Source organism: Paenibacillus sp. P2(2022) (assembly GCF_029522175.1).
In the GTDB taxonomy this organism is placed as follows: Bacteria; Bacillota; Bacilli; order Paenibacillales; family Paenibacillaceae; genus Paenibacillus; species Paenibacillus polymyxa.
Window position 1 is genome coordinate 482641 of the sequence record NZ_JAKWFI010000004.1, and the last position, 24157, is coordinate 506797.

Consider the following 24157-nt stretch of genomic DNA (forward strand, 5'->3'; position numbering starts at 1 on the left):
CACAATGTCCCCTGATCATTGAAAGTTATTTATTTTCATAACGTACTACGCCGTAGTTCATAAAAATACTGCACAATCGGATGCTTTAACTTCATCTTCTCAGACATGTTTAAAATTCGCTTTTTTCCTACTCGTCTGTCCACTAAAGCCAGAACATTCAATAAGATATCATTACTCTCTAAGCTGTCCTCTATAGAAGTAGTTAAAAATTTATTAGCTACAACATTAAAATTAGACTTGCTTAATGAGGCCTGTGCTGACAAAAGCTCCTTTGCATGTTCTGATATTTTTCTACCTCTTGCAATTACTTGTAGACGATCCTCCGGAACATTCCCATTAGTGTCTTTTCTGACCGTTTCAATTTCTTCATTGCTGATAGGAACTTGGATATTGGGATCATTCTTGATTTCCTGCTCCGTCTGATACCATCTGATTGGGTTAGTTACATCACTCATATTGAGTACGTTCTTTTTATCTACAGTTATATAACAAATTCCAGATTTATCAGGTAAATAACGGTAACTGGTAGCTCGGTATTCGACTCTTCCGTCTAACGCAGGACAGAGGAAACTCTCCAGTTGTTGCTTCAATTTACTCCAGGACATATATCCTCCTATGTTTTCAATGCCTACTAACAGCCCATCCCCAACTTGGCAATTTAATTTCCACGTTCCTCTACCTCATCATGATCCTTGCTTCCAAACTCATCAAGCAATGTACGCACTTCACTTGTTGATTTGGCGTTCATTAAGCTGTTTCTGAGTTCACTTGCCCCTCGGAATCCACGGACATATATTTTGAAGAAGCGGGCGAGAGGGCTGAACGAACGTGGCTCCTGCGCTGAATAATGATCATGGAGATCTAGATGAAGCCGCAGCAGTTCAAGCAATTCCTCACTGCTGTGTTCCTTCGGCTCCTTTTCAAACGCAAATGGATTCTGGAAAATACCACGCCCAATCATAATGCCATCCACTCCATATTGCTCAGCGAGCTTCAAGCCGGTCTGACGGTCCGGAATATCTCCGTTAATGGTCAGCAGTGTATTTGGTGCCACTTCATCACGAAGTTTCTTAATCTCCGGAATCAGTTCCCAGTGAGCGTCTACTTTGCTCATTTCCTCTCTTGTCCGCAGATGAATGGACAAATTCACAATGTCTTGTTTCAGAATATGGGTCAACCAGTCGCGCCATTCGTCTACGGCAGTGAAACCGAGCCTTGTTTTTACACTCACGGGCAGTCCCCCGGCTTTCGCGGCTTGGATAATATCCGCTGCGATTTCGGGACGGCAGATCAGGCCGCTTCCCTTCCCATTCTCGGCTACATTCGCTACAGGACAACCCATATTAATATCGATGCCTTTGAAGCCTTCTTTCGCCATACCGATGCTCATTTCACGGAAATATTCCGGCTTATCACCCCAGATATGGGCCACCATGGGCTGTTCATCCTCTGTAAAAGTCAAACGCCCGCGTACACTTTTGTTCCCCTCCGGGTGACAATAACTCTCTGTATTCGCAAACTCCGTAAAAAACACATCCGGTCTGGCTGCTTCACTTACGACATGGCGAAACACAACATCCGTCACATCTTCCATCGGTGCCAGTATAAAAAAAGGTCGTGGCAAATCACGCCAAAAATTATTCGTCATATCAAAAACTCCTCTATAAATACCAGGACAAATCTTTGGTCCCAAAATGGTAAAGCTAACCTGTTCATGTCCTTGCTTCTTCTTCACATATAACGTGTTTAAGCAACCTAGTTCAAACGGCAGTATATGTTAAGCACAGACATCTAAATGAGTATATCATACTCAATAGAGGAGCATACTCCCCAAAAGACTCGCAAAAAAAGGAAGAGCGCCGCCCCTCCTTGCCATCTTCTATAACGTACTGCGCCGCAGTTCATAGAAATACTGCACGGTATAACTTCCCCCAGCCTACGCCGTTCCCAAGCGAATGGCCTAAAAAAAGAGCCGAGGAATAATATCCTTGACCCTTTTCGTCAAATCTACACATGAATACCCAAAATTTTTAGCTGTTCATTGATTTTGGCTTCAAGTTCAGCGATTTCTTGTTTATCTTGTCATTGCTTGCATCGATAAACAAGATGTCTTTTCTTTTACGATTTTTCTTGAATACTAAAATCGTAGTTGGGATGGATACGTCGTAAAACAAGTTGGCAGGTAAGCCTATAACGGTATCAAGGTAGTTTTTCTCAATGATCGTTTGGCGAATCGCACCTTCTGCTGCACCACGGAACATGACACCATGCGGTAATACAATCGCCATTGTTCCAGTATCATTCAAATGATACAAGCTGTGTAAGATGAATGCATAATCCGCCTTAGTTCTAAGAGCGAGTTTACCATATTCCCTAAAACGTGGATCTTTGAGTTTCGTTTCGCTATTGTCCCAATGAGCAGAATAAGGAGGATTCGCAACTACAGCATCAAATGAGCGTGGGTGGTCAGTTCCTTGGGCATCTGGATTGGCGTATACAGCAACGGAGCACGTCATTACAGGTAGAGACTTGTGGAGGCGGTTGTATCGCTCTCCCGCAAAGCACATGGTACCAATAAGGTAGATATGATTAAGAATGCCTTAAAGCATTTTTAAGTAATTTAATCACACCACATGAAGTTTCTCAAGTATTGGCTAAAATCGTAACGGATGGTGTAGAAGAATCGGATAAAATTTTTTCGGTATATGACCCGACTTATGGATCTGGGCCATTGCTGTTAATGGTTCAAGGTGAGTTGTCTGGTGGAGATAAACCTGGGGCGATTAAATTTTTGGGTCAAGAAAAAAATACGACAACACACAACCTGGCTCGTATGAATCTGATAATGCATGGTGTTTCATTTAATAACATGACTCTGTCTAATGCTGACACCCTTGAAAGCGATTGGCCTGATGGAGTAACACTCCACGGGAACATGTGTGAGTTGGTTGGATTCTGTGTTAGATGGTTAAAACCTTTGATTTACACGGGTTTTAACCATATCAGATTTGCGCTAACTATGAACCGTTCCCCAAAAAATTAATATCATAGTCTAACGCATATTTTTCTTTGATATCTAAATAGATTGCACTATAATTCTTGTTGAGTTTCTTCAAGATTTTAATCATCATCAACAACGAGTATATTTCTTACTAACATCCCCCCTACTTCCTTAATTTAACTTGGAACTCTACACCTGCTGAATAATTTTTTACAAGGTTTAATTCAGCATTGTACTCTTTTACAATTTCATCCACAATTGATAAACCCATTCCGAAACCTCCGGTTGTTGAATAGAATGGATCAAAGACTCTATCTCGTATATGTTCAGGAATCCCTTCCCCGTTATCTTTAAAAATAAATATAATATTTCTTTGATTTTCCGTTATGCTAATGGAAATTTCTTTTTGTTTTCTACTAATTTTTTTAATGACTTAATTGAGTTACTGATATAATTATTTAGCAAAGTTTTATAATCGTCTATATCCATTTTGTAATTAAGATCTTCTGGAGGGAAAAGGGAATTTTAATATTTTCAGATAAGAAGTCTTCATGAAAATTATTAATAAACTGCTGCCCATGTCTTCTCAAGTTGATTTGTTCTTTCGTCCTTTCTCGAATTAAATGATCTCTTGCCCCAATCAAGTAGTCTTTAGCATCATCTGTTAAATTATCAATTTTGATGAAATCTGCCTCAAGTAAATTTACTATTCCAAAATTGGGTATATTTTGTTCCTTACGCTCTATTCTAATTTTTCGTTTTGCAGAAGACGATACTGTTTTCACGCTTTTTATCCAAATCAAAGCCTCATGGATAATTTTATGTAATAAAAGTTCTTTATTTGCTAGCCTTTTATAAACATTCAACATTTCTTCTTGATTCTTTACAAATTGTGTTTGTTCACTTTGACTTTTTTGAACAACACTAGTTATTTGCCTGATAATTTTTATATTATTTGTTCTTCATCATCTGCCCCTAGAAAAAGCCCCTGATTATTTGGGTTATTGTTGACTGTTACATATAAATCATAAAAGCCATTGTATTTATTACTTGGGTATCCGTAAGTCAACATATATCTGTGGAGCTTTTAAGAGCACTGATATCCCAGTTAGGAACCATACTGAATAATGTGTCAAGATTTCCTCCACTGGCTCTCTTACACTTTAATTCGATTGCTCCTTTAAAATACGCTTGTGCGATACTATTAGGGCTTATCCCTAAACACTTTTCTAAGGTTTCACCAACATCTTTTGGACTGCTTTTAAATGGAGATATACTTTTTATCCGTTGGTTTGATATTATTGAAAGACGCTGCATTAATTCTTCTACAATCAGATAATCGTCATTGCGACCAAAGTATTGCGGCAACAATATTTCCAGCGACTCTCCCGTAATAAGCGGGATAACCACAAGATTTCCTTGAAAAGTAGTAAAATATATCAATGTACCGGTAGGGATATACTTTTTAAATTCGTATATCCAGATTCTCGGATCCCCGAGTTTTGTATTTGGCCTATAAAAGCTAGTTTTCATATTTACTATATTAGAGTTCAAAAACACATGAGAATCCTCCAAAATTTTATATTCAGTTCCCTGAAGAACATTATCATAGTTACGGTATCATTATCCTTTAAAATGGTTCTTAATGGACCCGAGGCGTCAATGATACTTTTTTCTAGCATTGTTGAAGTCATTCTAATTAAAGCAAATTCATTCCTACAATATTGTTGAATCAATTGAATCTTTATTTGTTCTTCCACATTAGGCAAAAAGTATGGATTCATTGGGATCACCTTATTTTTCCTGTTGTATAAGATCTATATTAGCACCTATAATACCTATTTACGACATCGTTTAATAATTTTTAAAATAAAACTGTCCATTGATATATTCAATGTTTTATAATAGAACATATATTCGTAAAATAAACCTGGACTTTTCTTTCAGATTCAGTCATAATACAGTTAACCTAGTTTTGAATGAAGAGGTGCACTATATGAAACCATTTGCTATTGATTTATTTTGTGGTGCCGGAGGGATGAGCGAAGGCATTTTACAAGCGGGATTTCATATCCTATTTTCAAGTGATATTAATGAAGATGTCGAAAGAACCTATAGAAATAGACACGATCAACTTGGTCTTATCCAAGGTGTGAACACTTTCTTTAAAAGAACTGATATTCGTGAACTCCCATCAAGCGGAATTATTGAATCAATTCAAAACCTCAAAATGTTCCAAAATAAACCCTTTCCAAAAATAGACGTTATTTTTGGCGGCCCTCCGTGTCAAGGATTCAGCCGCGCCGGGCTGCGAAAAAAGGATGATCCTCGCAATACACTATTTAAAGAGTACTTAAGAATTATTAATGATTTGAGACCAAATTATGTTGTTATGGAGAATGTGGAGGGCTTTAACGATACCCGATTAGATGGTTTTGTTGGAGTAAAAGGTTCAGTATATCCTGATAACAGTTTAGTTCCCGAAATACTAAGAAACGAGTTTTCTGAAATTGGGTACAATACTCTTCTTCCCCAAGTATTAGATTCTTCTGACTTCGGGGTACCACAAAGAAGACGTAGGGTGATTTTTATAGGATATCTAAATTCAGTAAAAGCGCCGGTCTATCCCACACCAACTACACCCAATGAAACAGATAAGGTCACTGTTTTGGACGCTATTAGTGATCTTATTGTTAATCAGGACAGTAAACTCTTTTTAGAAAAATTATCAAAATATCAAACTGAATCACGTAGAGGTCGTACAAAGACATTTTCCGGCAAGTCGGTTGACTACAATGGTGAGATATATAATCATGATCTATCAAGACACAATGAGTTAATTACAGAGAGGTTTTCTATTTTTAGAGAAGGAGAATCTTCCGCAGCACTAGTTAAAAGGATCAAAAGTGAAGGAATAGATCTTAGCCGATATCCTTCATTGTTAAAAGAATGTGAAAAAAAACTAACTGATTATACAACAAAACAAATTATTGATCTGTTTAAAACCGGTAATATCAACGATGAGTTTATAGATGCATTATTAACTAAAAAAAGCAACAGATTCAGATTAAATAGAAATAGCGTTGCACCTACTATGGTCACCTTGCCTGACGACTTCTTAACTCCATTTGAACATCGAATCCCAACTGTTAGGGAGATGGCTAGAATCCAGTCATTTGATGATAGTTTTATTTTTCTTGGCAAGAGAACTACCGGTGGTCCAAGAAGAAAAGTAGAGGTCCCGCAATATACGCAAGTTGGTAATGCTGTCCCTCCTTTATTAGCTAGAGCAATTGCACTCGAGATAATGAAAGCAATAAAATTAAATGAAGCTACCTTCCAACTTTCTTCAACATAAACAATAAAATCCCCCCTTCTAATCGCTAAAGTGATTAAAGGGGGTATTCAAAATTTTAGACTAGCTCGTCCAAGCGAGTAACATTTTGATCAATTTATAAAATACGATATCGAAGCTAATTTTCACGTCATCCATGTCGATGCCCAGCGTTCATTCGCTCAAGTGTATTCATCCTTAGAGTTAACGAATTCAGCCTACTTACTTTTAGATTGTTAATTATTGCTATAAATGACCATGGAAGCTAAATGTTAAAAAGTTTATATAGCAAAGATCGTGGAGAATCCTTATAGTTGTAATCATCACTTACTATTTTACCTGCGTTCTTGCTAATTTCACCGAAGTTATCTGCTATAAAGTGTTCAAATGAATTTACTTTTTCTGTTGAGGGTCTTCCCCAATAAAAGCCACCATCAAGAAGTTGAAGTTTATTTAATGCAGCCTGCCCTGGAATGGTACCATCAAGTATTTTGGACTCTCTACCCGAGGGAACAGTTACAATAGAATAAAGTACTTTTTCATCAATAAATTTCTCTGGGTTTTCCCTCTCATTGCCAACCTTCACTCCAAACATATCTAAATTGTTGCCCTTGTAACAAAAGTTCCAAAATAACGGTATTGCAAGCATATCAGAGCAATTTGTTTTCGCGGACAATAATACAACTCTTAAATCAGCTAGATCTATTGAGTTAAAGAAATGTTTGTAAATTTGCGAATAATTAATTTTTAGGTCAATACCATCAAAGTCGTTTGGGATAGACACCTCAGGTACATTTTTCCCAAAGTAACCCATAATAATTATTTCCTTTGAGTTCTGGACTTTTTGATTGTTTATTTGCAGACTTAGCGCCCTTTTTACTTGTGACGGAACTAAGTCTGAACTATTCACCGCCCAACAATTAGTACCGATTAAGCACATGTTTAAATACCAATTAACTAATCTGGACCACGCATTGCCGGAGACAGAAACATCACTTTGATCACGGGCTGATTCATTATCCAATGAGAAAATTCTAGATAGCCAAGATCCAAGCTTTAATACCCTACTCTCAGAGGGATTTTCCCCTAGAAAATTATCGATCTGGCTTTTATATCGCAACCAATTTTGTTGAAATGAAGCATTCCTTAGACAATCTTGTGCATTAATGATATTAAGTATTGAAATTATGTCCATATAGTTAAACCCCTAAGGTAAGAATAATTCTCTTGCTTCGTCATAATCTTCAATTTCGAACTTATCCTTAATAATAGATTCGAAAAATGATTCGCTAGTTCTATCAGAAAACGAAACATTAAAGTTGTTGAGCGTAACGATTTCAATCCCTTGTTCTTTATATTCTTGATTCTTCTTATTTAAATTAAACAATGACGCCACTCTTTTTATATCAGTTACAAAATCTAATACTATGACTTTATTCTTTTTATTGCTCAATCTTAAGCCTCTTCCTAACTGTTGTAGGAATATTATCCTACTATGAGTTACCCTTAAAAAAACTACTAGATCTACTTCAGGTACATCAATACCTTCATTAAGAATGTCAACAGATACTAGTATCTTTATTTTACCTTGCCTAAATTCTCTTAAATAACGTTCCCTTTTCCACGGGTCCATTCCCGAGTAAAGGCCTCTTGCTTTTAATCCATAGCCTAAAAGGATTTTTTCAATCTGTTTACAATGCTCTATTCCAGAACAAAAAAGTATTGCCCTATTAGTATGTTCTTTAATCCATACTTCCTTTAAAACGGAAACTATTTCCTCATCACGTTGTGGTAAAAATAATTGTTTATTTAAGCTCTTTATAGTCAATGATTTCTTGCTGTATGATGTAACAAAATTCCAATCAATATTATCCGAAAAGATCCTATAATCGACTTTTGCCAAATAACCGTGACGCATCCCTTGGATAATATCCATTGTGAATTGGGGTTGTCCAAATATATCTCTTATTTCCTTATTATCAGTTCTAAAAGGGGTTGCCGTTAAACCTAATAAAAAATCAGGATTTAATTCATTAATTACAAAGTTATATGTTTCCGCACCAGCATGATGACACTCATCTATTATTACAATATTATAAAACGGAACTTCCTTGTCACCCTTTAAATGATTATATACACTCTGAAATGTAGCAAGGGTCACTCCATCAGTATAAACCGGTTTTTCACTCTCATCCCAGATGTGCGTTGAAACTGACTTAGGAAGATGGCCCCATATAGCTCTGTCAAATTGCTTTATGAGGTCGCTCTTATTTGCTAGTACTAACACTTTTATATCACTATACTTTTTGTATATGAGTGATAGGAATTTCCCAGCAACAAAAGTCTTCCCTAGACCTGTAGCGAGGACTATTAGACAAGAACGCGCGCCACGTTCAAAAGACTTATTAATACTATCAATGGCTACTGCCTGATACTCTCTGACATCAGACTGGATGGCAGGATTATCAGTAAGACTTTTGAATTTTTCAATAAGATCTTTACCTTCAATAACTTGTATTCTGTAACCTAAGTTTTTCAGAGTAAATAAATAATCTAGAGCACCTTTACTTAGATAACCATTTGTCACTAAACAACCAAACTTTATTTCATAAAATGCCATGGCTCGCTTTATATCTTCAACAATTTCCTTCCCCACTGCGCCGCCATTTGATCTAAACTTAACTTGATATACAACTTCTTTGGTACCATTTGACGCTATAATGTCCCCACCATTATCACCAGAACCACCAATGAGCGCTACGTGCTCCCATCCTATGTGAACCAAATACCTAGCTAAAGCTCTTTCAAATGCCTGCCATGGTCCATAGAACAACCTTTCTCTACCCAAAAATCCTCTAGTATCATTCACCAGTCAATTCCCCCAGAGAACGGAGACTTTCAATATTCCTCTTAAACCTGTGGAAATTATTAACTACTACTTCTTCTTCATACTTAATTAACCAGACAATATCAGTTAGGTATGAATAGAACTCCTGAATTATCTCTTGTTGAATGTCAGTGTCGATTATCTCACTAAATGGTTTTCTCCAAATTACGCCGTCAAAAAAGACTGTTGGGTACATAGTAAAAAACTTCAAAACGAAACTATTCGGCATAAATGAAAGAAATTTTGTTGTTACTATTAACTCTCTTACCTTAGAGTCTCCCTCACCGAGTTTACTCAAAACAGCACGTTGCAAAGTCTGGTAATCTTCTCTGTCCAATGTAATCTCAGGAACTAACCTAATGTCAGCTACACTTAATTTATTTTTAATTGTAGTAAGCAAATTGTTTGCATTGTATTTTACATTGTTAAGTTCGAAGCTTTCCTCCTTACAATAATGAAGTTTTAACAAATAAAAAATCTTTGTGATAGACCACTCATCAGGGTCATTTTTTCTTAAATATAGACTATTTGCGAGTTCCATTAGTAAGTATTCTTTAACGGAGTTGGCAAAACTCTTGAACACGTTGGAGTTCGGGTTATAATATGCCTTGTAATTAGAATAGCTAAGCTTCTCAATAATAAGTGGTTTTTCCTGTGTCAAAGAGTTATTAATGAAGACATCTAGTACTATCCCATCTTCCCCTAATTCATCTACTTTATAGACGCCACTTAGATACTCGTCTTTCACATATGAAATTAAAGAATCTTCCTCCGTATCAATAACCACAGATGTAACAGCGACTTCAGCATCTCCGGTTAGTGGCCTTTGAATTCCAGAAATGGGTGGCTCCCCTCCAATCGGGGGTACATTTGTCCGGGAATCACCGCTTGGAAAATTGGGGTTAAGGAAGTCTTCCTCCCCACTTCCTTCGCCAGCAGCTATATTACTTGATCGTCTGTTTTCTTCCACTTGTTCTACTAAGTCCCACCACTTATGATCATCTTGATATTCAGATTCACCTTTATAGAACAATTCTGCCCAAGCTTTTGGTTGAACATTATCTGCTTCCCATTTGTTTCTTGATGAATTATATTTACCTGGAAGCAAGTCCTCTCTACCTGGCTTATTAGCCTTACGATAACCACCAAATAAACGAGCTGTATAAGTTCCATTTTTTGGATATCCAAAATCTTGTGCTATATTGGGACGTATTGGTGCTTCACCGCGAATTTTCTTAGTAAGCGCATCCCAATGCTTATCCATTTTTTCAATACTATCTTTTGTATATGTTACTTTTACAAAATTCGTTTCTAATTCACCAACAATTCTACCTCCAAAATGAAGTGCATCCACGGGATACTCAATCTCAGGTTCACCCGTCTCGGGATTTTTCCAATAAAACAACGATTTATCATTAGCTACGATTAATCTACCATTTCTATAAAAATCTACTCCGTAATCATCTTTATCATAATATCTTTGAATGCCAAGCCAACCCGATATAATTCTCTCTCTTGCACTAACGAAATCTGATGTCTCACATATTTTACATATCGGTGGTGTCAAACCTTCAATTACTGGGGCATCAAGCCAGTTCCAACAACAGCTACAAAAATACATATCACCTAAGTTCTCATTAACCTCCAGATACGCGGGAATCTTCTCATGATTTCTAATTACATATCTTTCAGGACTCCATATGCACTTTTTATTAGGAACAAGCTTATCACCATTCACATAAATTTCAATATTATAGTCCCGAATCAATTTAGAATATACTTTTGAAAGCTGCTTTTTGAGAGAACTTATACCTTGCTGTCCTAAATGGCTAACTCTTTCTTTTAATTTATAAATTTTAATCGTAGTTCCGCTAATATATGAGTTGTCTTTATGTTTGGATAATACGGGTCTATCGTAACTATTATTTAGAATCATATCTTGAAAATCTATCTCGATACCGATTTCATTGGGTTCTCCCTTCTGGGAAGTAAATACAGATGTCCTATCACCAATTCTAGCTGTAGATATATTAAACCCCATTCCAAATAAACCTAAATTTGAGGTGGGGTCATTACTGCTATAACCAGCTTTTAAAGCATTTTCTAGTTGGTTAATATTCATCCCCGGTCCATTATCCCATATCGTTATTGGAGAACCTTCTGTGTACTGCGTAAAAGTTGGAATACTAACCCTTATTTCTCCTCTATCGGTCCTACCATTGTTGAAGTCTTTTAATAAGGCATCTATTGAATTATCCACAAGTTCAGCAATACACTGCCAATTCTCGAACTCAATTTGACCCAACATTTGTAATATCCGAGGATTAGGCGTAAGATTAATGCTTGTAGTCATTGATATTCCTCCAAAAATGATTCTATTTATCATCATGATACCATATTGTCAAGGTGTTTTGGGCTCATCATTTTTTGGGCCATTTGTATTAGGAAATGATTCATCAAATACATGACGACAGATGTGTCACACTTCTTTCTCCTCGTTTATGAGAAATGAAGAAGAAGCATCAGATCAATTTTAGAATTACGGTGTCCCATAATCACAAATAGATTAAACTTATAGGAAGTAAATCTGCCTAGTGTTTCTTCCCATATTGTTTTTAGTCCATCATACGAAATAATTAATATTGAAAGACCCCATCATTACTGAAGGGGTCCTTGCTTTTGCTCTTTGCGTTCAAAGTGATGGTGCAGCCTATAAAGACAAATTTCTTTTGTCCAGCGATACAGGATTGACCGATGCTCATGAGCGGGCTCAATTCTTAGAACTAAACACCCCATCCTCAAAGCGGGTCATACTCCCTTTAGACGAACCCCACTTCGTCATTAGCATACGTTCAATAAGCTGGCTAACTCCTGTCTCATTATCCCCCCAGAGCCGTTTCGAGTCCTTGTCGAAGAAATTGATTTGTCTTCGGTATTCCTTTTCCATAGGTCAAACGAAAAGAGATCGAAGTATACGATGAAGATGAGGTAGCACTGTTGTTCGAATTATTAGAAAATGAACCAATGATATGGCGTATCATGATCATGCTCGCAATAACAACAGCACTTCGCCGTGGCGAGCTAGTTGGTATAGAGTGGGGACACGTTGACCTCAATAAAGGGATTCTTGAGGTTAAACAGAGCATTTCTCATTCCATTGACGGTAAGAGAATCATCTCCAACCTAAAACGGATAAGTCTAAACGCAAGGAAAGTCTATCTGATAGTGTGATTGAGCATCTTAAGGAGTATTATCTAGAGTCACGGAAAAAGCGGCTTGCATTAGGTGATGCCTGGAAAGACGGAGATCATTTTTTTGTGTTCAGTAACGATGAAGGGAACGCCTATCACCCCGAGACACCTTATCTATGGTTTCGCGCATTTCTTAAGAAGCATGGGTTAAAATACATTAGATTCCACGATCTTCGCCATACGAGTGCACCCTACTAATCAACAAAGGCGTACATGCAAAACTTATATCAGAGCGCTTGGGCCATTCGAATATCTCGACCAAGACCGGTACTTCATAGTTAACAGGAGCACCCGGTAAGAAGGAAACGACGTCAGGAACGCCGGCCATTATCAGCATTCATAGTGAGAACCTTGTAAAAAACACATTTGCGGCCGAGATCAGATGAGCTAATCGAAAGGAGTCAAAGGGTCCAACAGGTGTAATACCAGCGGACCCTTTATTTTTAATAAAGCTCGACTACATACTTGAATAGTCGCAAGAGATACTTTTTATTTTCCAGACGCCAGAGGAATCCATGGTCCCTAGCTTTACCGTCCTTGATATGGATAGCAAAGTCTAATCCAATGACGTTTTCTTTAATTAAGGCAATGAATTCCTTGAACAAGACCTCCTTAGCGTGAACGAGGCTATCGTAATGGAATGTTTCTTCACCTGAGGCAAGCTTCCTCGAATAGGCAGTTACAAAGATACTTTCCTTATGTTTACTTTCCAATGCTGCTTCTAGGTTCGACAACTCATATTGAACAATACGTTCACCGTGTTTACATACGTAGATCTTACCCTCGGACTCTACAACCTCAAGCTTCCAGCCTAAGTTGTTCTCCGCGATTTTAATTGTACAGTAAAGCGCGGTTCTTTCTCTGCTTTCATCCCAATATCCATAGCCCAGTACGAGATTTTTCCGATCCCCTGCTACTCCCCAATTAGGGACAAGTGCAAACAACGTTTGTTTACCCGTTTGGACGGTTCTTTTATTCTTTGGCTTATTGGAACGTGAACACTTGATTTCAATGCCTTTATAATCGGGTTCTTTTCCTGAGTTCGCTTGTATCCCCAATAGTGATTCGAACGTGAAACCGACCCCTGTATCACCGGATCTCATGGAAGGAACAAATCCACGATTGGAAATCTCTCTTACCTTGGCGACTAATTCATCCAGTACAGATGGCTCTATGTCGCCGACAAGCTCACTGTATGGGAAGATTGCGGATAGGCCGCTGACCTTCTCCTGTTCAAGCTCAAAATGGAATAATTCTTTTCCAATTGGAAGATACCGAGGATCCGTTGGATGAATGATGATGCATTCATACTCGTACAAATCCTTGTATTTACCAACTATTAGCAATGAATTTTCAGGCTTGGTATTGAGTAGCTCGGGCGACAATGATGTCATTCGCCGTTCTGGGTAACGATGATAATGCTTCCATTTGCTGTCCTTCTGAGACCATCCTTCAGATTCATCCCAGTGAGTTATAATAGGTGCTTCGTAATTGGTCGCACTAAGTGGATCAAATCCAACAAAATCTGGGAAAAGCCGATACGCAAACACAGGAATCAATACACCATGGCGACCGCTATCATCGTTCGGTGTGAGCACCTTGCAAAATACATCTTCAACTCTCTCTGGATTTTTAAATGGAATCATTCATCGTCCTCCTGATTTGGTCTGTCATATTTTATAAGCTCACATAGATCGATGGAAAGTCCATCAGCAATCTTCTCAGCAGTTTCTAAGCTTACGTTCCTCAGCCCACGTTCTATCTCACCGATGTAGACGGCGCTTAACCCGCTTAGTTCAGCTAGTTCTTCCTGAGTGAGGTGCTTAATTTCTGTCCTTATCCTATAAACATTGACCCCAAATTCGTAGCTAATCATACCCTTCTTCATAATGAATCCCCCTTGCATACTTCTTGTATTAACAGTAATAGAATTTATTCCGGCAATACACTAACTATCGTTTGTGTTTTTGCGGAAATAGCGTTTTGAATGCAAAAGAAGCGTTCTCTGATGCAATACAAAAGGCACTCGGTAAGGAAAAGATAAGGGAATACATACATGATTATGGGGTGAGCACGAATTTCAGCAGTGGGGTAAAACCTTGAAGCCTAGATTAAATAAATGGAGGTCAGGAGAACGAGGGGGACCTAAATTCACTAAGTTGCTTGACCGTCTGGAAGCCAGAGAGTCGTTAGTCCGTTATGAAGCAACAGTATTGCAACTTCAACTGGTGATGCAATTGCGACAGTGATAAACCTGTTTGAACGCGGGAGTGGGAATCGAGTCCTTAACATTCGAAGATACCGTAACGGGGTACTAGTACTGACGATATTTTCAGGCTATGCTGCGTTTAACGGAATTTGATCGTGAAAAGGGCGCAGGAAGAGAAAGCCATCCCAAGAGCGAACAATTAAATCATGCGTTCGGACTACTGGAAGCTAATTCATAAATGAAATCACATTAATGTCAGGGAGCAGCTAGCCAACGCTGATTCGTAAAGTTAGAAGGCGTAAGCATAGGCTCAGCAGCCTCCGGTTTCTGGCTTTTTTATACCCCTGCGGCAGGGGGAGGTGGTGTCCGGGGTCATTATTAAAGCTTCAAACCAAACAACCATCATTGCTGCCCTGCAGCATATTCCAGAATGGTGCGCCAAGAACGCTTTACTGAAAATGACTAATTCAAGAAGAAACGTAAAGAAACCACCCCGACGACAGCCAACAGTGGTTTCCCAGTACAAATATAATCCTAGTCATTTCCTGAACGGGGCAGCAATCCCCAACAGACCAACAGGGTGTATTCGACGGCAATAGATTATTACCCAACCCCTGACTCGTAGGCAATCCTTTCAGGGGTCTCAACATTAAATATTCCCTTCTCGAGTAAAGTGCGTCAAACCCCTGTCCCAATAATAGAAAGTCTTGATTTAAGCCTCAAATATCTCCTTAACTTATTTTTAATTCGTCAACAATCAGTCAACTCTTCTATTTTTTCGCCTCTCACACTTTCATTCCATCTGTACTACTCCCAAAACCCGCTCCACTACTGGAATCTCAGCCATCTGTACCATTCCTCACTAACAAAGCCACCGATTCCACATGCACCGTATGCGGAAACATATCTACGGGTTGCACTTCCACAGTACTATACCCGCCATCCTCCAATATCCTTAAATCCCGCGCCAGTGTGCTTGGATTACAGGATACATATACCACACGCTCTGGCTTCATCTCCAGAATGGTGTCGAGCAGGCGTGGATCGCAGCCCTTGCGAGGAGGATCGACGACGATAACGTCGGCGGTGATGCCTTGCTCTTTCCATGCGGGAATGACATCCTCGGAGGCGCCTACCTCGAACTTCACATTGTGCATTTCGTTCAATAGCGCATTACTTCGTGCATCGTCGATGGCTTCTTTGACGATCTCCACCCCGTACACCTGGTCTGCATGCTGAGCGAGGAACAAGGAGATCGTGCCGATGCCACAATACGCATCAATTACCGTTTCTTTGCCTGTGAGCCCGGCATATTCGACGGTTTTGCTATACAGCACCTCCGTTTGTACGGGATTCACCTGATAAAAGGATCGTGCAGAAATCGCAAACTGGACGTTTCCAATGTAGTCGTAGATCACATCACGTCCCCACAGTACACGAGTCTCGTCGCCAAAAATAACGTTCGTTCGCTTGGTATTCACGTTCTGGCATATGCTTGCCACGTGTGGGATATGCTCACGAATACTACCGATCCACGCATCTGCGTGCGGAATATCTCGCCCATTTGTGACGAGGACTAGCATCATTTCACCTGTGCGAAAAGCGGTCTTCACAACGACATGGCGCAACAGCCCGCGCCCGGTTTCTTCATTATATGCACTGATGCCCAGCATTCGGCCAATCTCTTTGACACGTGCGACCACTTCGTCATTGCGCTCGTCTTGAATGAGACATGTGTTCATATCCACGATGCGATGGCTACCGCGTGCGTAGAAGCCGCCGACAAGCCCGCCCTCGGTGACACCAATCGGCACTTGGGCTTTGTTGCGGTACCGCCAAGGCTCACTCATACCGAGTGTAGGATGCACGACTACGCCTTGTACACGCCGCAAATGAACGGACATGCTGTCAGCATTTAACCCGCCGTCATTTATGGCCGAATCAGAAGCCTTGGCTGTATCGGCCTCACCATCTGTAGCCACACTCAGCTTTCCGATACGTTCCAGCACATCCACCACATGCTGTCGCTTCCAGCCCAGCTGCGCTTCGTAGCTCATATGCTGGAGCTGACAACCGCCGCATTGATCGTAGATGGCACACGGAGCTGCAATTCGATCCGGGCTAGCCTGCGCAATATCCAGCAATTTGGCATAGCCATATTGCTTTTTCGTTTTTAGCACCTTGACCCGTACCTTTTCACCCGGTAACGCACCCGGAACGAACAGCGTAAAACCCTCGACACGCCCTACGCCCTCGCCATCATGGTTCATGCCGATGATGTCTATCACGGCCTCATCGTTCTTTTGCACAGGCAGATCGCTACGCTCTGCACTAGACCGTTTACGATTGGAAGCTTCCTGATTCCGTCTATCGTTACTCCGTTCACCTTTGGAAAAATGACGAGATTTCCGTTCATCCCCCCGCATTTTTCGATCCGAATTATCCATATTTCCACTTTTGCTTTCGGTTCCAGCCCGAAGCATTCTATTCCCAGCTCCAACTCGTGACTGTTCCAGTTCTCTGTCTTTTTTCGCCTGTATGGTCTTGTGGTGCTGCTTTCCTTGAACTGGAGTTGCTGTTGCTGTATTCCGGCGGCTTTTTCCACGTCCGCTACGGTTATTCGTCATGATGGTCACTTCTTTCTGTTCTTCTTTTCATGCTTATCTTCATTCAGCCACATCATTCAAATCGTCATCTAGACGATGTTTAAACATCAACTCGAAAATGCCGTTACTCCCCACGGAGAGCGGCAAGGACCGATATGTTCCCTACATAAACAATTATCTACTCTGCGTTCTGTATATCGCACTGCTCAACCAACTGGGAACCAATTCATTCCCGTTCATTTCCTTACCGAAAAACATTCAAATGATGCGGAAGATTTCGGAAGGTCGCTGGCAAGGTGCCTCCTAATTCGCCATCCAGATTAAGCTGAACATAGCCAGGTGAGGTCACTTCCATGTAATCGGTTCTGAAATAAACGATTTTCTTGTCCTGCAAGTGCTCCCCACGCAGCGCAAGTGTAACCAACCGGATCATTTCCGCCAGATTGCATTTGCGCACAGCGATGACATCGAGCAGTCCATCATCTATTGTCGCCCCAGGAGCAAGCTTTTCAAACCCGCCGACCGAATTTGTATTCGCGATCAGGAAAAGCATAAACTCGTCGTGGATCACTTCCTGACCCGATGCCTTGATGATCAGCTCCTGTGGAGCAAGGCTGACCATCTTCTCCATACCTTTAAAATAATAGGCCAATTGGCCAATCATCGTTTTGAGCTTGCTTGGAACTTCATATGTAAGCTCGGTTAAAGTTCCACCGCCTGCGATGTTGATAAAGTAGCGGTCATTGGCTTTTCCAATATCCAGTGGCTTCGGATTTTGACGAATAACGAGGTCACAATAATCCTCCCAATGCCTGGGAATGCCCAGTGCTCTGGCAAAATCATTCGTCGTTCCTAGAGGAAACACACCCAGAGGCGGGCGGTTTTCCCTTTCAGCCATCCCGTTAATGACCTCATACAATGTACCATCGCCACCAGCGGCAATAATCATATCATAGCCACGCTCAACGGCCTCTGTTGCGGCACGCGTTGCGTCCCCTTCCCCTGTAGTTGCATGACAAGAGGCCTCAATACCACCTTCATCCAGGCGCTGCAAGACATCCGCAAGGCGACGCTTCATTTCCTCACGCCCAGAGGTCGGGTTATAGATTAATCTAGCTCTTTTCATTCCGTTACGCCACCCGTATATTTAATGATATTTATATTCACATCGCAGTTCATCACATTCAGTCTGTACAAAATATCATCATACTGGAAAAAGACCTCTTTTACAATAAAAGAAGCCATTCACTATCCAAATAAGGGAATTTCAGGTTGGAAACACTATCCCAAATTCAGGTTAATTATTATCGGTCCTTGCTTGCGTCTTCATGCTCTGTAACAGCTCACGAATTTGTCTGTCCATCCAGCTTGTAAGCAAAGGATGCGGCAATATAGGGTCTCCTGAATAACGGTAATCCAGCCCCTGTAAGCGTTTGGGAATCATATGACTTGTAAAATATCCCGAACTCAAAAACAGCGGTGCCACAATAACATCATGACCCCGCTCCTGATTCCAGTACGCCGCCTTATCATGCACACCCTCAGGATTTAGCAAAGCGTAATCCGTGATGATGCCACTCACGTTTTGCACCGTACGAGCCAACGAGGAAATCCCTTGCTCCCAGCGCTGAAGAAAGCCGTTGTGCGCGCTCCCGTGTCCTACGAGTAAAATGACCTCTCTCGCAGGGTCAACCGACAATAGACGAACCTTGTCCCACACCATGCGGGCAACATCTTCGCCATCATCCAATGGACTACCAAAATGCACACGTGCCTTCAATTGAAAAGGCTCCAAATCCGTTTCTTTGTCTGGCGCAGCTTTGACTCCCAGCGCATAGCTAATCTCATCTACATGCGTACTGCCTGACGACACAAACAAAGGAATAACTAGTAAATCTGTTACCCCCAAGGCTTCCAGACGGTCAATCCCATCTTGAATCAATCTTCCTTTAACCGTTTCCAAAAATGAAACCTCTACCGGCATTGCTTCCAGCAATTGAAGCTTTGCAACTGCCTGATCCACCTGTTCCACCCAATATGGCTCTCTAGAGCCATGGCTGATGACCAGTATCCCAGGGCTCTGCATTAGCGACCCAGACGTTCCAGAGTCATTTTATACCCGTCATTCCCATAGTTCAGGCAACGTTTCACACGTGAAATGGTGGCTGTACTGGCGCCTGTCTCAGCTTCAATCTGATTATAAGTGCTGCCTTTGCCAAGCATACGGGCAACCTCCAGACGTTGGGAGAGGGATTGAATTTCATTAATTGTGCACAGATCATCAAAAAATACATAGCACTCTTCCAAATTTTTAAGAGTTAAAATAGCTTCGAACAATTGATCAATACTTTTATCATTAAGCTTTTTAAGCTGCATAGATTATCATCTCCCAAAGGTTACAATCTCTCCTCATTGTACTCGACAAATAGTTAGTTTTTCAAGCATTAACGGTTTCACGCATTACAGAACAACATTACATGACTGCAGAAACTTCCTGTACAAATGCCCAAATCCGCTTTTATACCTAATCTCAGGACACGCGCCTAAACCCACTGTGCGTTTGTAACATACAGTAGAGTATCAATCTGCAAAGGAATGTGATCTCATGCCTGGACATTACTATCATCGGAGGGCGCAAACGCGTTCTATCTCCGATCCGTATAGTTCAACTCCTTACCCTGGACTCGATCCCTACAGCGAGGTTCCGCAAGTCGATTCCTCCGCCGTGGTGCCTTATGAGGCACCAGCGAGCATAACAGATGCCGCCGTGGTCACGCCAGACCCCACCCCAGCCAAAGGAGGGCTGCTTGGCGGTCTTGGTAATCTCAACGATATTAAAGGTATTATTGACCGTATGGGCGGTATTGACGGGATTGTTGCTACGGTCGGCAAGGTACAAAAGATCATGTCTAGCGTGCAGCAATTTGCTCCGATGGCAAAACTGATTATGGGCTCGCTCCCAGCATTCAACAAAAACGCAAGCAAAAAAACGACAACACCAATTACTGAGGAACTGGATGAATATACCCCACCACGCCGACGCCGGAAAAAGACACAGCGCAAAAGTACCACAACCCCGCGCAGACGTCCGCGCAAACGCACAAGAAAGTAGGCTATTTTATTTAAACCAACCTCGGCGCATAAACCACACCACCATCGCAACACTCAATAAGAACATAAAGAACAGTACGCCAAAATATCCATATTTCCAGCCCAACTCGGGCATATTCGAAAAATTCATACCATAAATTCCTGCAATCAGCGTCAAGGGCATAAAAACGGTCGTAATTACGGTCAGCGTCTTCATAATTGAATTCATGCGATTGGAATTAAGCGATATGTAACTGTCTCTCAGGTCGGCTGTCATCTCGCGGTCGGCCTCCAACATGTCCGTCAGCTTCAATAAATGATCATAGATATCCGTAAAATAAGCCATATGATCCCCCTGACCCTGCACATGCTGTGAATTCAAAACTCGGTACATCAGATCACGCATCGGTACGATCGTACGGCGCAGCTTGAGCAACCTGCCACGCAGGTCAAATACCTGCTTCATTAATTCCTCTACCGATTCGTGTGCGCCCAAACCTTCAAGCTCGGCTAATTCATCCTCAATGATGAAAAGGCTCGGAAAATAGTTGTCTACCAGCTTGTCCATCACAGTATAAGCTGCAGCCAGCGGTCCGCGAGACCATATTTTACGTTCGTTCGCATGCTCGACAATCCGCTCCCAAGCTTGATCCAACTCCTCTAGTTCATGATGGTGATATGTAACCAAAAAACGGCTGCTAATAAACATATCTACCTCTTCCGCCTCTAATGTATCTACATCAAGCGCATGTACCACCAGAAACTGTACATTCTCGTAATAATCCAACTTGGGACGTTGCAGAACATGCATACAATCCTCTACAGCCAGCGGGTGAAAATGAAAATAACTCGTCAGCAGCTCTGACTCCTGATCTGTAGGCTCGTTAAAGTCAGCCCAGATCCATATGTAATCTTCCATGACAATCTGCTCTAACGGTTGTCCCACCGTCACCTGATGATCGTGCCCTATAGCCAATGTACGTATCACCGTACGTCCCCCTCGCTTATACTGCCGTCTTATGTGTTATTTATATTTTATATAAGCCATTCCACATTATACAAATCTCAAGTTCTAGGTTTCATATGCTCTAATGAAGAAAAGGATATCTCCGGGCCAGCACGCTCCCGAAGATATCCTTAAAATAATTCATTCGTTACCCCTTAAATCTTTTTTCCATTTCTTATACAGTTGTGGGATGCCCGGTTCCACCATTCAAATCGAATGATACTTACTCGCTATATCCCCCTCGGCGCAGCAAGCAAAGCGCTGCGCCAATTCCCTCTGCCTGCACCCACTCATTTAAAAGTGGGGCAGGCTTTTGCAAAGAAAGGAGCAGATTCAGCGGGCAGTAGCGGAGCGGTACATTTGAATCTGGAGAAGCGAAGCGCTCGCCTTTGCCCCTGAATTCTAACCTTTTCATGTGTTACATAATCCAAAAAAATTCAGAGGCAACAGCGATCGGAAGATCAAATGGAACGCGGAGCGTCACACACATCTCTATCTGCGCTCAAAGTAAACCCTAGCCCACTTACAATACTTTTTCTAAGAAACTAATGGTCCGCTCGTTTTTCGGATTACCAAATACCTCTTGCGGTGTTCCTTCTTCCACGATGTAACCACCGTCCATAAATACGACACGGTCGCTTACTTCACGCGCAAAGCCCATCTCATGCGTTACGATCATCATCGTCATGCCTTCGCGAGCCAGATCTTTCATTACGCCGAGCACTTCACCCACCATTTCAGGATCAAGCGCCGAGGTTGGCTCGTCGAACAGCATAATGTCTGGGTTCATTGCAAGCGCACGTGCAATCGCCACACGCTGCTTCTGGCCGCCGGAAAGCTGTCCTGGCAATGCATCTGCCTTATCGGCCAAACCTACGCGATCCAGCAACTTCATAGCTGTCTCACGGGCCTCTGCCTTCGTCTGTTTGCCCAGCTCAGTCGGCGCGAACATAATGTTCTTGAGCACCGTCATATGCGGGAACAGGTTGAAATGCTGAAACACCATACCTATATTTTCACGGACCTTGTTAATGTCCACGTTTTTGTCACCCAATTTGTAGTCATCGACGATGACCTCACCAGCTGTAATTTCCTCCAGCATATTCATACAACGTAAAAACGTACTTTTCCCTGAACCAGAAGGGCCAATGACGCATACAACTTCGCCTTCCCGCACTTGCATGTCAATGCCTTTCAGCACCTGGTTACTGCCATAGCTTTTTTTCAGGTTTTTAACGATAATCTTACCCACGGCGAACTCTCCCTTCAAGACGGTTGGATATTTTGGTCAAGACTGTAATGACGATAAGATACATCACCGCAACGACCAGCCAAATATCAAAGGATTGGAACGTCCGTGCAATAATGATCTTGCCCGATTGAGTCAATTCAACCAGACCGATAACCGACAGAATGGACGTATCCTTCAACGTAATAACCAACTGATTGATAAACGACGGGATCATGATTTTCACGGCTTGTGGCAGAATGATCTTCAGCATGGCTGTCCGATACGGCAAACCAAGCGAACGAGCGGCTTCCATTTGTCCCGGATCAATGGACTGAATACCCCCGCGGATAATTTCGGTCACATAAGCACCAGCGTTTAGGGATAACGTCAACACCGCCGCGACAAAAAGCGGCATTTTAAAATCGAGTGCCTGTGGGATACCGAAGTAAATAAAGAATGCAAGTACGATCAGTGGAATACCACGGAATACATCAACGAAAACAGTTGCAATACCGCGGAACACCTTGTTATGGCTCACTTTCATAAAGCCAAACACCAGTCCCAGCAAAAAGGCTACGAGCAAGGATACCAGGGTGTACAACAGCGTATTTCCCATCCCTTTAATCAACGCAGGCAGCGAAGCGGAAATGAGTTCCCAGCGGCTGCGTTCTACAGGAGCCACACCTTTGCCGGATTCTCCCAGGTATTTGGACATAATTTTGTCATATTCCCCGCTGTTACGAAGATTCACAAGCCCTGCATTGAATTTTTCCAGCAGCTCCGCATTTTTGCCTTGGTTGACAGCGAAACCGTAAGAGCCACCTTTTTCCTTATCAGTCACCAGCTTAAGACCATTATTCTGAGTCACACCGTATGCCAGTACCGGATAATCATCAAAGCAGGCAACCGAGTTACCTGTTTTAACTTCATCATACATTTGAGAAGAATCGTCGAACGGAACGGTAGTAAAGCCATATTTTGCCTTAATGGATTCCGCGAATGTGTAGCCTTGTGTTCCTGTTTTGACAGCGACACGCTGTCCTTTCAGGTCCTCATAGCGTTTAATCGTATCATTATCCTTACGGACCGCCATGACAACACCTGAGTCGAAATAGGGCTCAGAAAAATCAAATTTTTGCTTGCGTTCATCTGTAATACTCATCCCGGCAATGACACCATCCACTTGATTCGTTTCAAGGGCCTGCACTGCCGCGTTAAAGCCAAGTGGCTTAACGGTATACTCAAAATTCTGGTCCTTAGCAATAGCTGCCAGTAAATCCATATCAATTCCGACAAATTTACCATTTACATCTTCAAACTCAAAAGGCGCGAACGTTGTATCCGTGCCGATATCATACTTTGTTTTATTTTCTGCGTGGGCCACTACACCGAAATTACCGGCCAGGGCAACCACAGAAAACAAACAAATCATGAGTGCTATTAGTTTTCTTGGTTTTTGCATAAGATCCTCCAGTCAGTTGAACGGTTCAAAGTTTTCTGTTTATTCTACAGGAGTTATTAAAAATTGACTACTTTGATGTC

Annotated in this window: 23 protein-coding genes and 1 pseudogene; 5 read left to right on the forward strand and 19 right to left on the reverse strand. The window is 41.4% G+C overall.

Features of this window, described 5'->3' with window-relative positions; all coding sequences use genetic code 11:
• Positions 1–35: 35 nt before the first annotated feature.
• The 3 genes and pseudogenes from MMB75_RS16465 to MMB75_RS16475 all read right to left on the reverse strand — a co-directional run.
• Positions 36–605, reverse strand: a complete 570-nt coding sequence (locus tag MMB75_RS16465; RefSeq protein ID WP_277508883.1) for an SF0329 family protein — start codon at positions 603–605, stop codon at positions 36–38.
• 53 nt (positions 606–658) lie between these two features.
• The gene (locus tag MMB75_RS16470; protein ID WP_277508885.1) at positions 659–1648 is read right to left on the reverse strand and encodes a tRNA dihydrouridine synthase; all 990 of its coding nucleotides are present in this window, start codon (positions 1646–1648) and stop codon (positions 659–661) included.
• 409 nt (positions 1649–2057) lie between these two features.
• Positions 2058–2471, reverse strand: a pseudogene (locus tag MMB75_RS16475) (N-6 DNA methylase); the annotation flags it as partial.
• 152 nt (positions 2472–2623) lie between these two features.
• Between MMB75_RS16475 and MMB75_RS16480 the strand changes: the two are divergent.
• Positions 2624–3043 carry an N-6 DNA methylase gene (locus MMB75_RS16480; RefSeq protein WP_272942122.1) on the forward strand — a complete coding sequence of 140 codons (420 nt, stop codon included), beginning with the start codon at positions 2624–2626 and terminating at the stop codon, positions 3041–3043.
• Between the two features lie 121 nt (positions 3044–3164).
• Here the strand turns inward: MMB75_RS16480 and MMB75_RS16485 are convergent, their stop codons facing one another.
• From MMB75_RS16485 to MMB75_RS16495, 3 genes are all read right to left on the reverse strand, one after another.
• The gene (locus tag MMB75_RS16485; protein ID WP_080582292.1) at positions 3165–3431 is read right to left on the reverse strand and encodes an ATP-binding protein; all 267 of its coding nucleotides are present in this window, start codon (positions 3429–3431) and stop codon (positions 3165–3167) included.
• 49 nt (positions 3432–3480) lie between these two features.
• Positions 3481–3870, reverse strand: coding sequence for a hypothetical protein (locus tag MMB75_RS16490; protein ID WP_016819824.1), 390 nt, complete (start codon positions 3868–3870; stop codon positions 3481–3483).
• Positions 3871–4066: 196 nt separating this feature from the next.
• The gene (locus tag MMB75_RS16495; protein ID WP_016819823.1) at positions 4067–4561 is read right to left on the reverse strand and encodes an MvaI/BcnI family restriction endonuclease; all 495 of its coding nucleotides are present in this window, start codon (positions 4559–4561) and stop codon (positions 4067–4069) included.
• Between the two features lie 436 nt (positions 4562–4997).
• On the opposite strand from MMB75_RS16495, the gene MMB75_RS16500 reads away from it, so the two are divergent.
• Positions 4998–6359: a DNA cytosine methyltransferase gene (locus tag MMB75_RS16500; protein WP_016819821.1), complete on the forward strand. Its 1362-nt coding sequence runs from the start codon at positions 4998–5000 to the stop codon at positions 6357–6359.
• A gap of 241 nt (positions 6360–6600) precedes the next feature.
• Here the strand turns inward: MMB75_RS16500 and MMB75_RS16505 are convergent, their stop codons facing one another.
• The 3 genes from MMB75_RS16505 to MMB75_RS16515 are packed head-to-tail and all read right to left on the reverse strand — an operon-like array spanning position 6601 to position 11575.
• Positions 6601–7530: a hypothetical protein gene (locus MMB75_RS16505; RefSeq protein WP_016819820.1), complete on the reverse strand. Its 930-nt coding sequence runs from the start codon at positions 7528–7530 to the stop codon at positions 6601–6603.
• A gap of 12 nt (positions 7531–7542) precedes the next feature.
• Complete coding sequence (locus MMB75_RS16510; protein WP_016819819.1) at positions 7543–9204, reverse strand: DEAD/DEAH box helicase family protein; 1662 nt, start codon at positions 9202–9204, stop codon at positions 7543–7545.
• Positions 9197–11575: an ATP-binding protein gene (locus tag MMB75_RS16515; RefSeq protein WP_277508891.1), complete on the reverse strand. Its 2379-nt coding sequence runs from the start codon at positions 11573–11575 to the stop codon at positions 9197–9199. Before MMB75_RS16515 ends, MMB75_RS16510 begins: the two co-directional genes overlap by 8 nt.
• Positions 11576–12246: 671 nt before the next feature.
• Here MMB75_RS16515 and MMB75_RS16520 point away from each other — a divergent pair.
• Positions 12247–12453 (forward strand): tyrosine-type recombinase/integrase, encoded by a 207-nt coding sequence (locus tag MMB75_RS16520; protein WP_272942120.1) that lies wholly within the window; start codon positions 12247–12249, stop codon positions 12451–12453.
• Positions 12454–12916: 463 nt separating this feature from the next.
• On the opposite strand, the gene MMB75_RS16530 is transcribed toward MMB75_RS16520, so the two are convergent.
• Positions 12917–14119, reverse strand: coding sequence for an MvaI/BcnI family restriction endonuclease (locus MMB75_RS16530; protein ID WP_016819815.1), 1203 nt, complete (start codon positions 14117–14119; stop codon positions 12917–12919).
• Positions 14116–14361 (reverse strand): helix-turn-helix domain-containing protein, encoded by a 246-nt coding sequence (locus MMB75_RS16535; protein ID WP_016819814.1) that lies wholly within the window; start codon positions 14359–14361, stop codon positions 14116–14118. The genes MMB75_RS16530 and MMB75_RS16535 overlap by 4 nt, the downstream gene beginning before the upstream one ends.
• A 211-nt stretch (positions 14362–14572) precedes the next feature.
• Between MMB75_RS16535 and MMB75_RS16540 the strand changes: the two genes are divergently transcribed.
• The gene (locus MMB75_RS16540; RefSeq protein WP_157776657.1) at positions 14573–14722 is read left to right on the forward strand and encodes a hypothetical protein; all 150 of its coding nucleotides are present in this window, start codon (positions 14573–14575) and stop codon (positions 14720–14722) included.
• A 799-nt stretch (positions 14723–15521) separates the two neighbouring features.
• Here the strand turns inward: MMB75_RS16540 and rlmD are convergent.
• The 4 genes from rlmD to MMB75_RS16560 all read right to left on the reverse strand — a co-directional run bounded on the left by rlmD (position 15522) and on the right by MMB75_RS16560 (position 19664).
• The gene (gene rlmD, locus MMB75_RS16545) at positions 15522–17309 is read right to left on the reverse strand and encodes a 23S rRNA (uracil(1939)-C(5))-methyltransferase RlmD (protein ID WP_277508903.1); all 1788 of its coding nucleotides are present in this window, start codon (positions 17307–17309) and stop codon (positions 15522–15524) included.
• Between the two features lie 223 nt (positions 17310–17532).
• Positions 17533–18414 carry a diacylglycerol kinase gene (locus tag MMB75_RS16550; protein WP_025677329.1) on the reverse strand — a complete coding sequence of 294 codons (882 nt, stop codon included), beginning with the start codon at positions 18412–18414 and terminating at the stop codon, positions 17533–17535.
• 171 nt (positions 18415–18585) lie between these two features.
• Positions 18586–19374, reverse strand: coding sequence for a sirohydrochlorin chelatase (locus tag MMB75_RS16555; protein ID WP_016819810.1), 789 nt, complete (start codon positions 19372–19374; stop codon positions 18586–18588).
• Positions 19374–19664 (reverse strand): YerC/YecD family TrpR-related protein, encoded by a 291-nt coding sequence (locus MMB75_RS16560; protein ID WP_007428885.1) that lies wholly within the window; start codon positions 19662–19664, stop codon positions 19374–19376. The genes MMB75_RS16555 and MMB75_RS16560 overlap by 1 nt, the downstream gene beginning before the upstream one ends.
• A gap of 229 nt (positions 19665–19893) precedes the next feature.
• Here MMB75_RS16560 and MMB75_RS16565 point away from each other — a divergent pair, with 229 nt between their 5' ends.
• Positions 19894–20400, forward strand: coding sequence for a hypothetical protein (locus tag MMB75_RS16565; RefSeq protein ID WP_016819809.1), 507 nt, complete (start codon positions 19894–19896; stop codon positions 20398–20400).
• 6 nt (positions 20401–20406) lie between these two features.
• On the opposite strand, the gene corA is transcribed toward MMB75_RS16565, so the two are convergent.
• From corA to MMB75_RS16585, 4 genes are all read right to left on the reverse strand, one after another.
• Complete coding sequence (gene corA, locus MMB75_RS16570) at positions 20407–21366, reverse strand: magnesium/cobalt transporter CorA (RefSeq protein ID WP_016819808.1); 960 nt, start codon at positions 21364–21366, stop codon at positions 20407–20409.
• A 241-nt stretch (positions 21367–21607) separates the two neighbouring features.
• Complete coding sequence (locus MMB75_RS16575; protein WP_277508974.1) at positions 21608–21799, reverse strand: hypothetical protein; 192 nt, start codon at positions 21797–21799, stop codon at positions 21608–21610.
• A gap of 108 nt (positions 21800–21907) precedes the next feature.
• Positions 21908–22636, reverse strand: coding sequence for an amino acid ABC transporter ATP-binding protein (locus MMB75_RS16580; RefSeq protein WP_016819807.1), 729 nt, complete (start codon positions 22634–22636; stop codon positions 21908–21910).
• Positions 22629–24077, reverse strand: a complete 1449-nt coding sequence (locus MMB75_RS16585) for an amino acid ABC transporter substrate-binding protein/permease (RefSeq protein WP_016819806.1) — start codon at positions 24075–24077, stop codon at positions 22629–22631. Before MMB75_RS16585 ends, MMB75_RS16580 begins: the two co-directional genes overlap by 8 nt.
• Between the last annotated feature and the right edge of the window lie 80 nt (positions 24078–24157).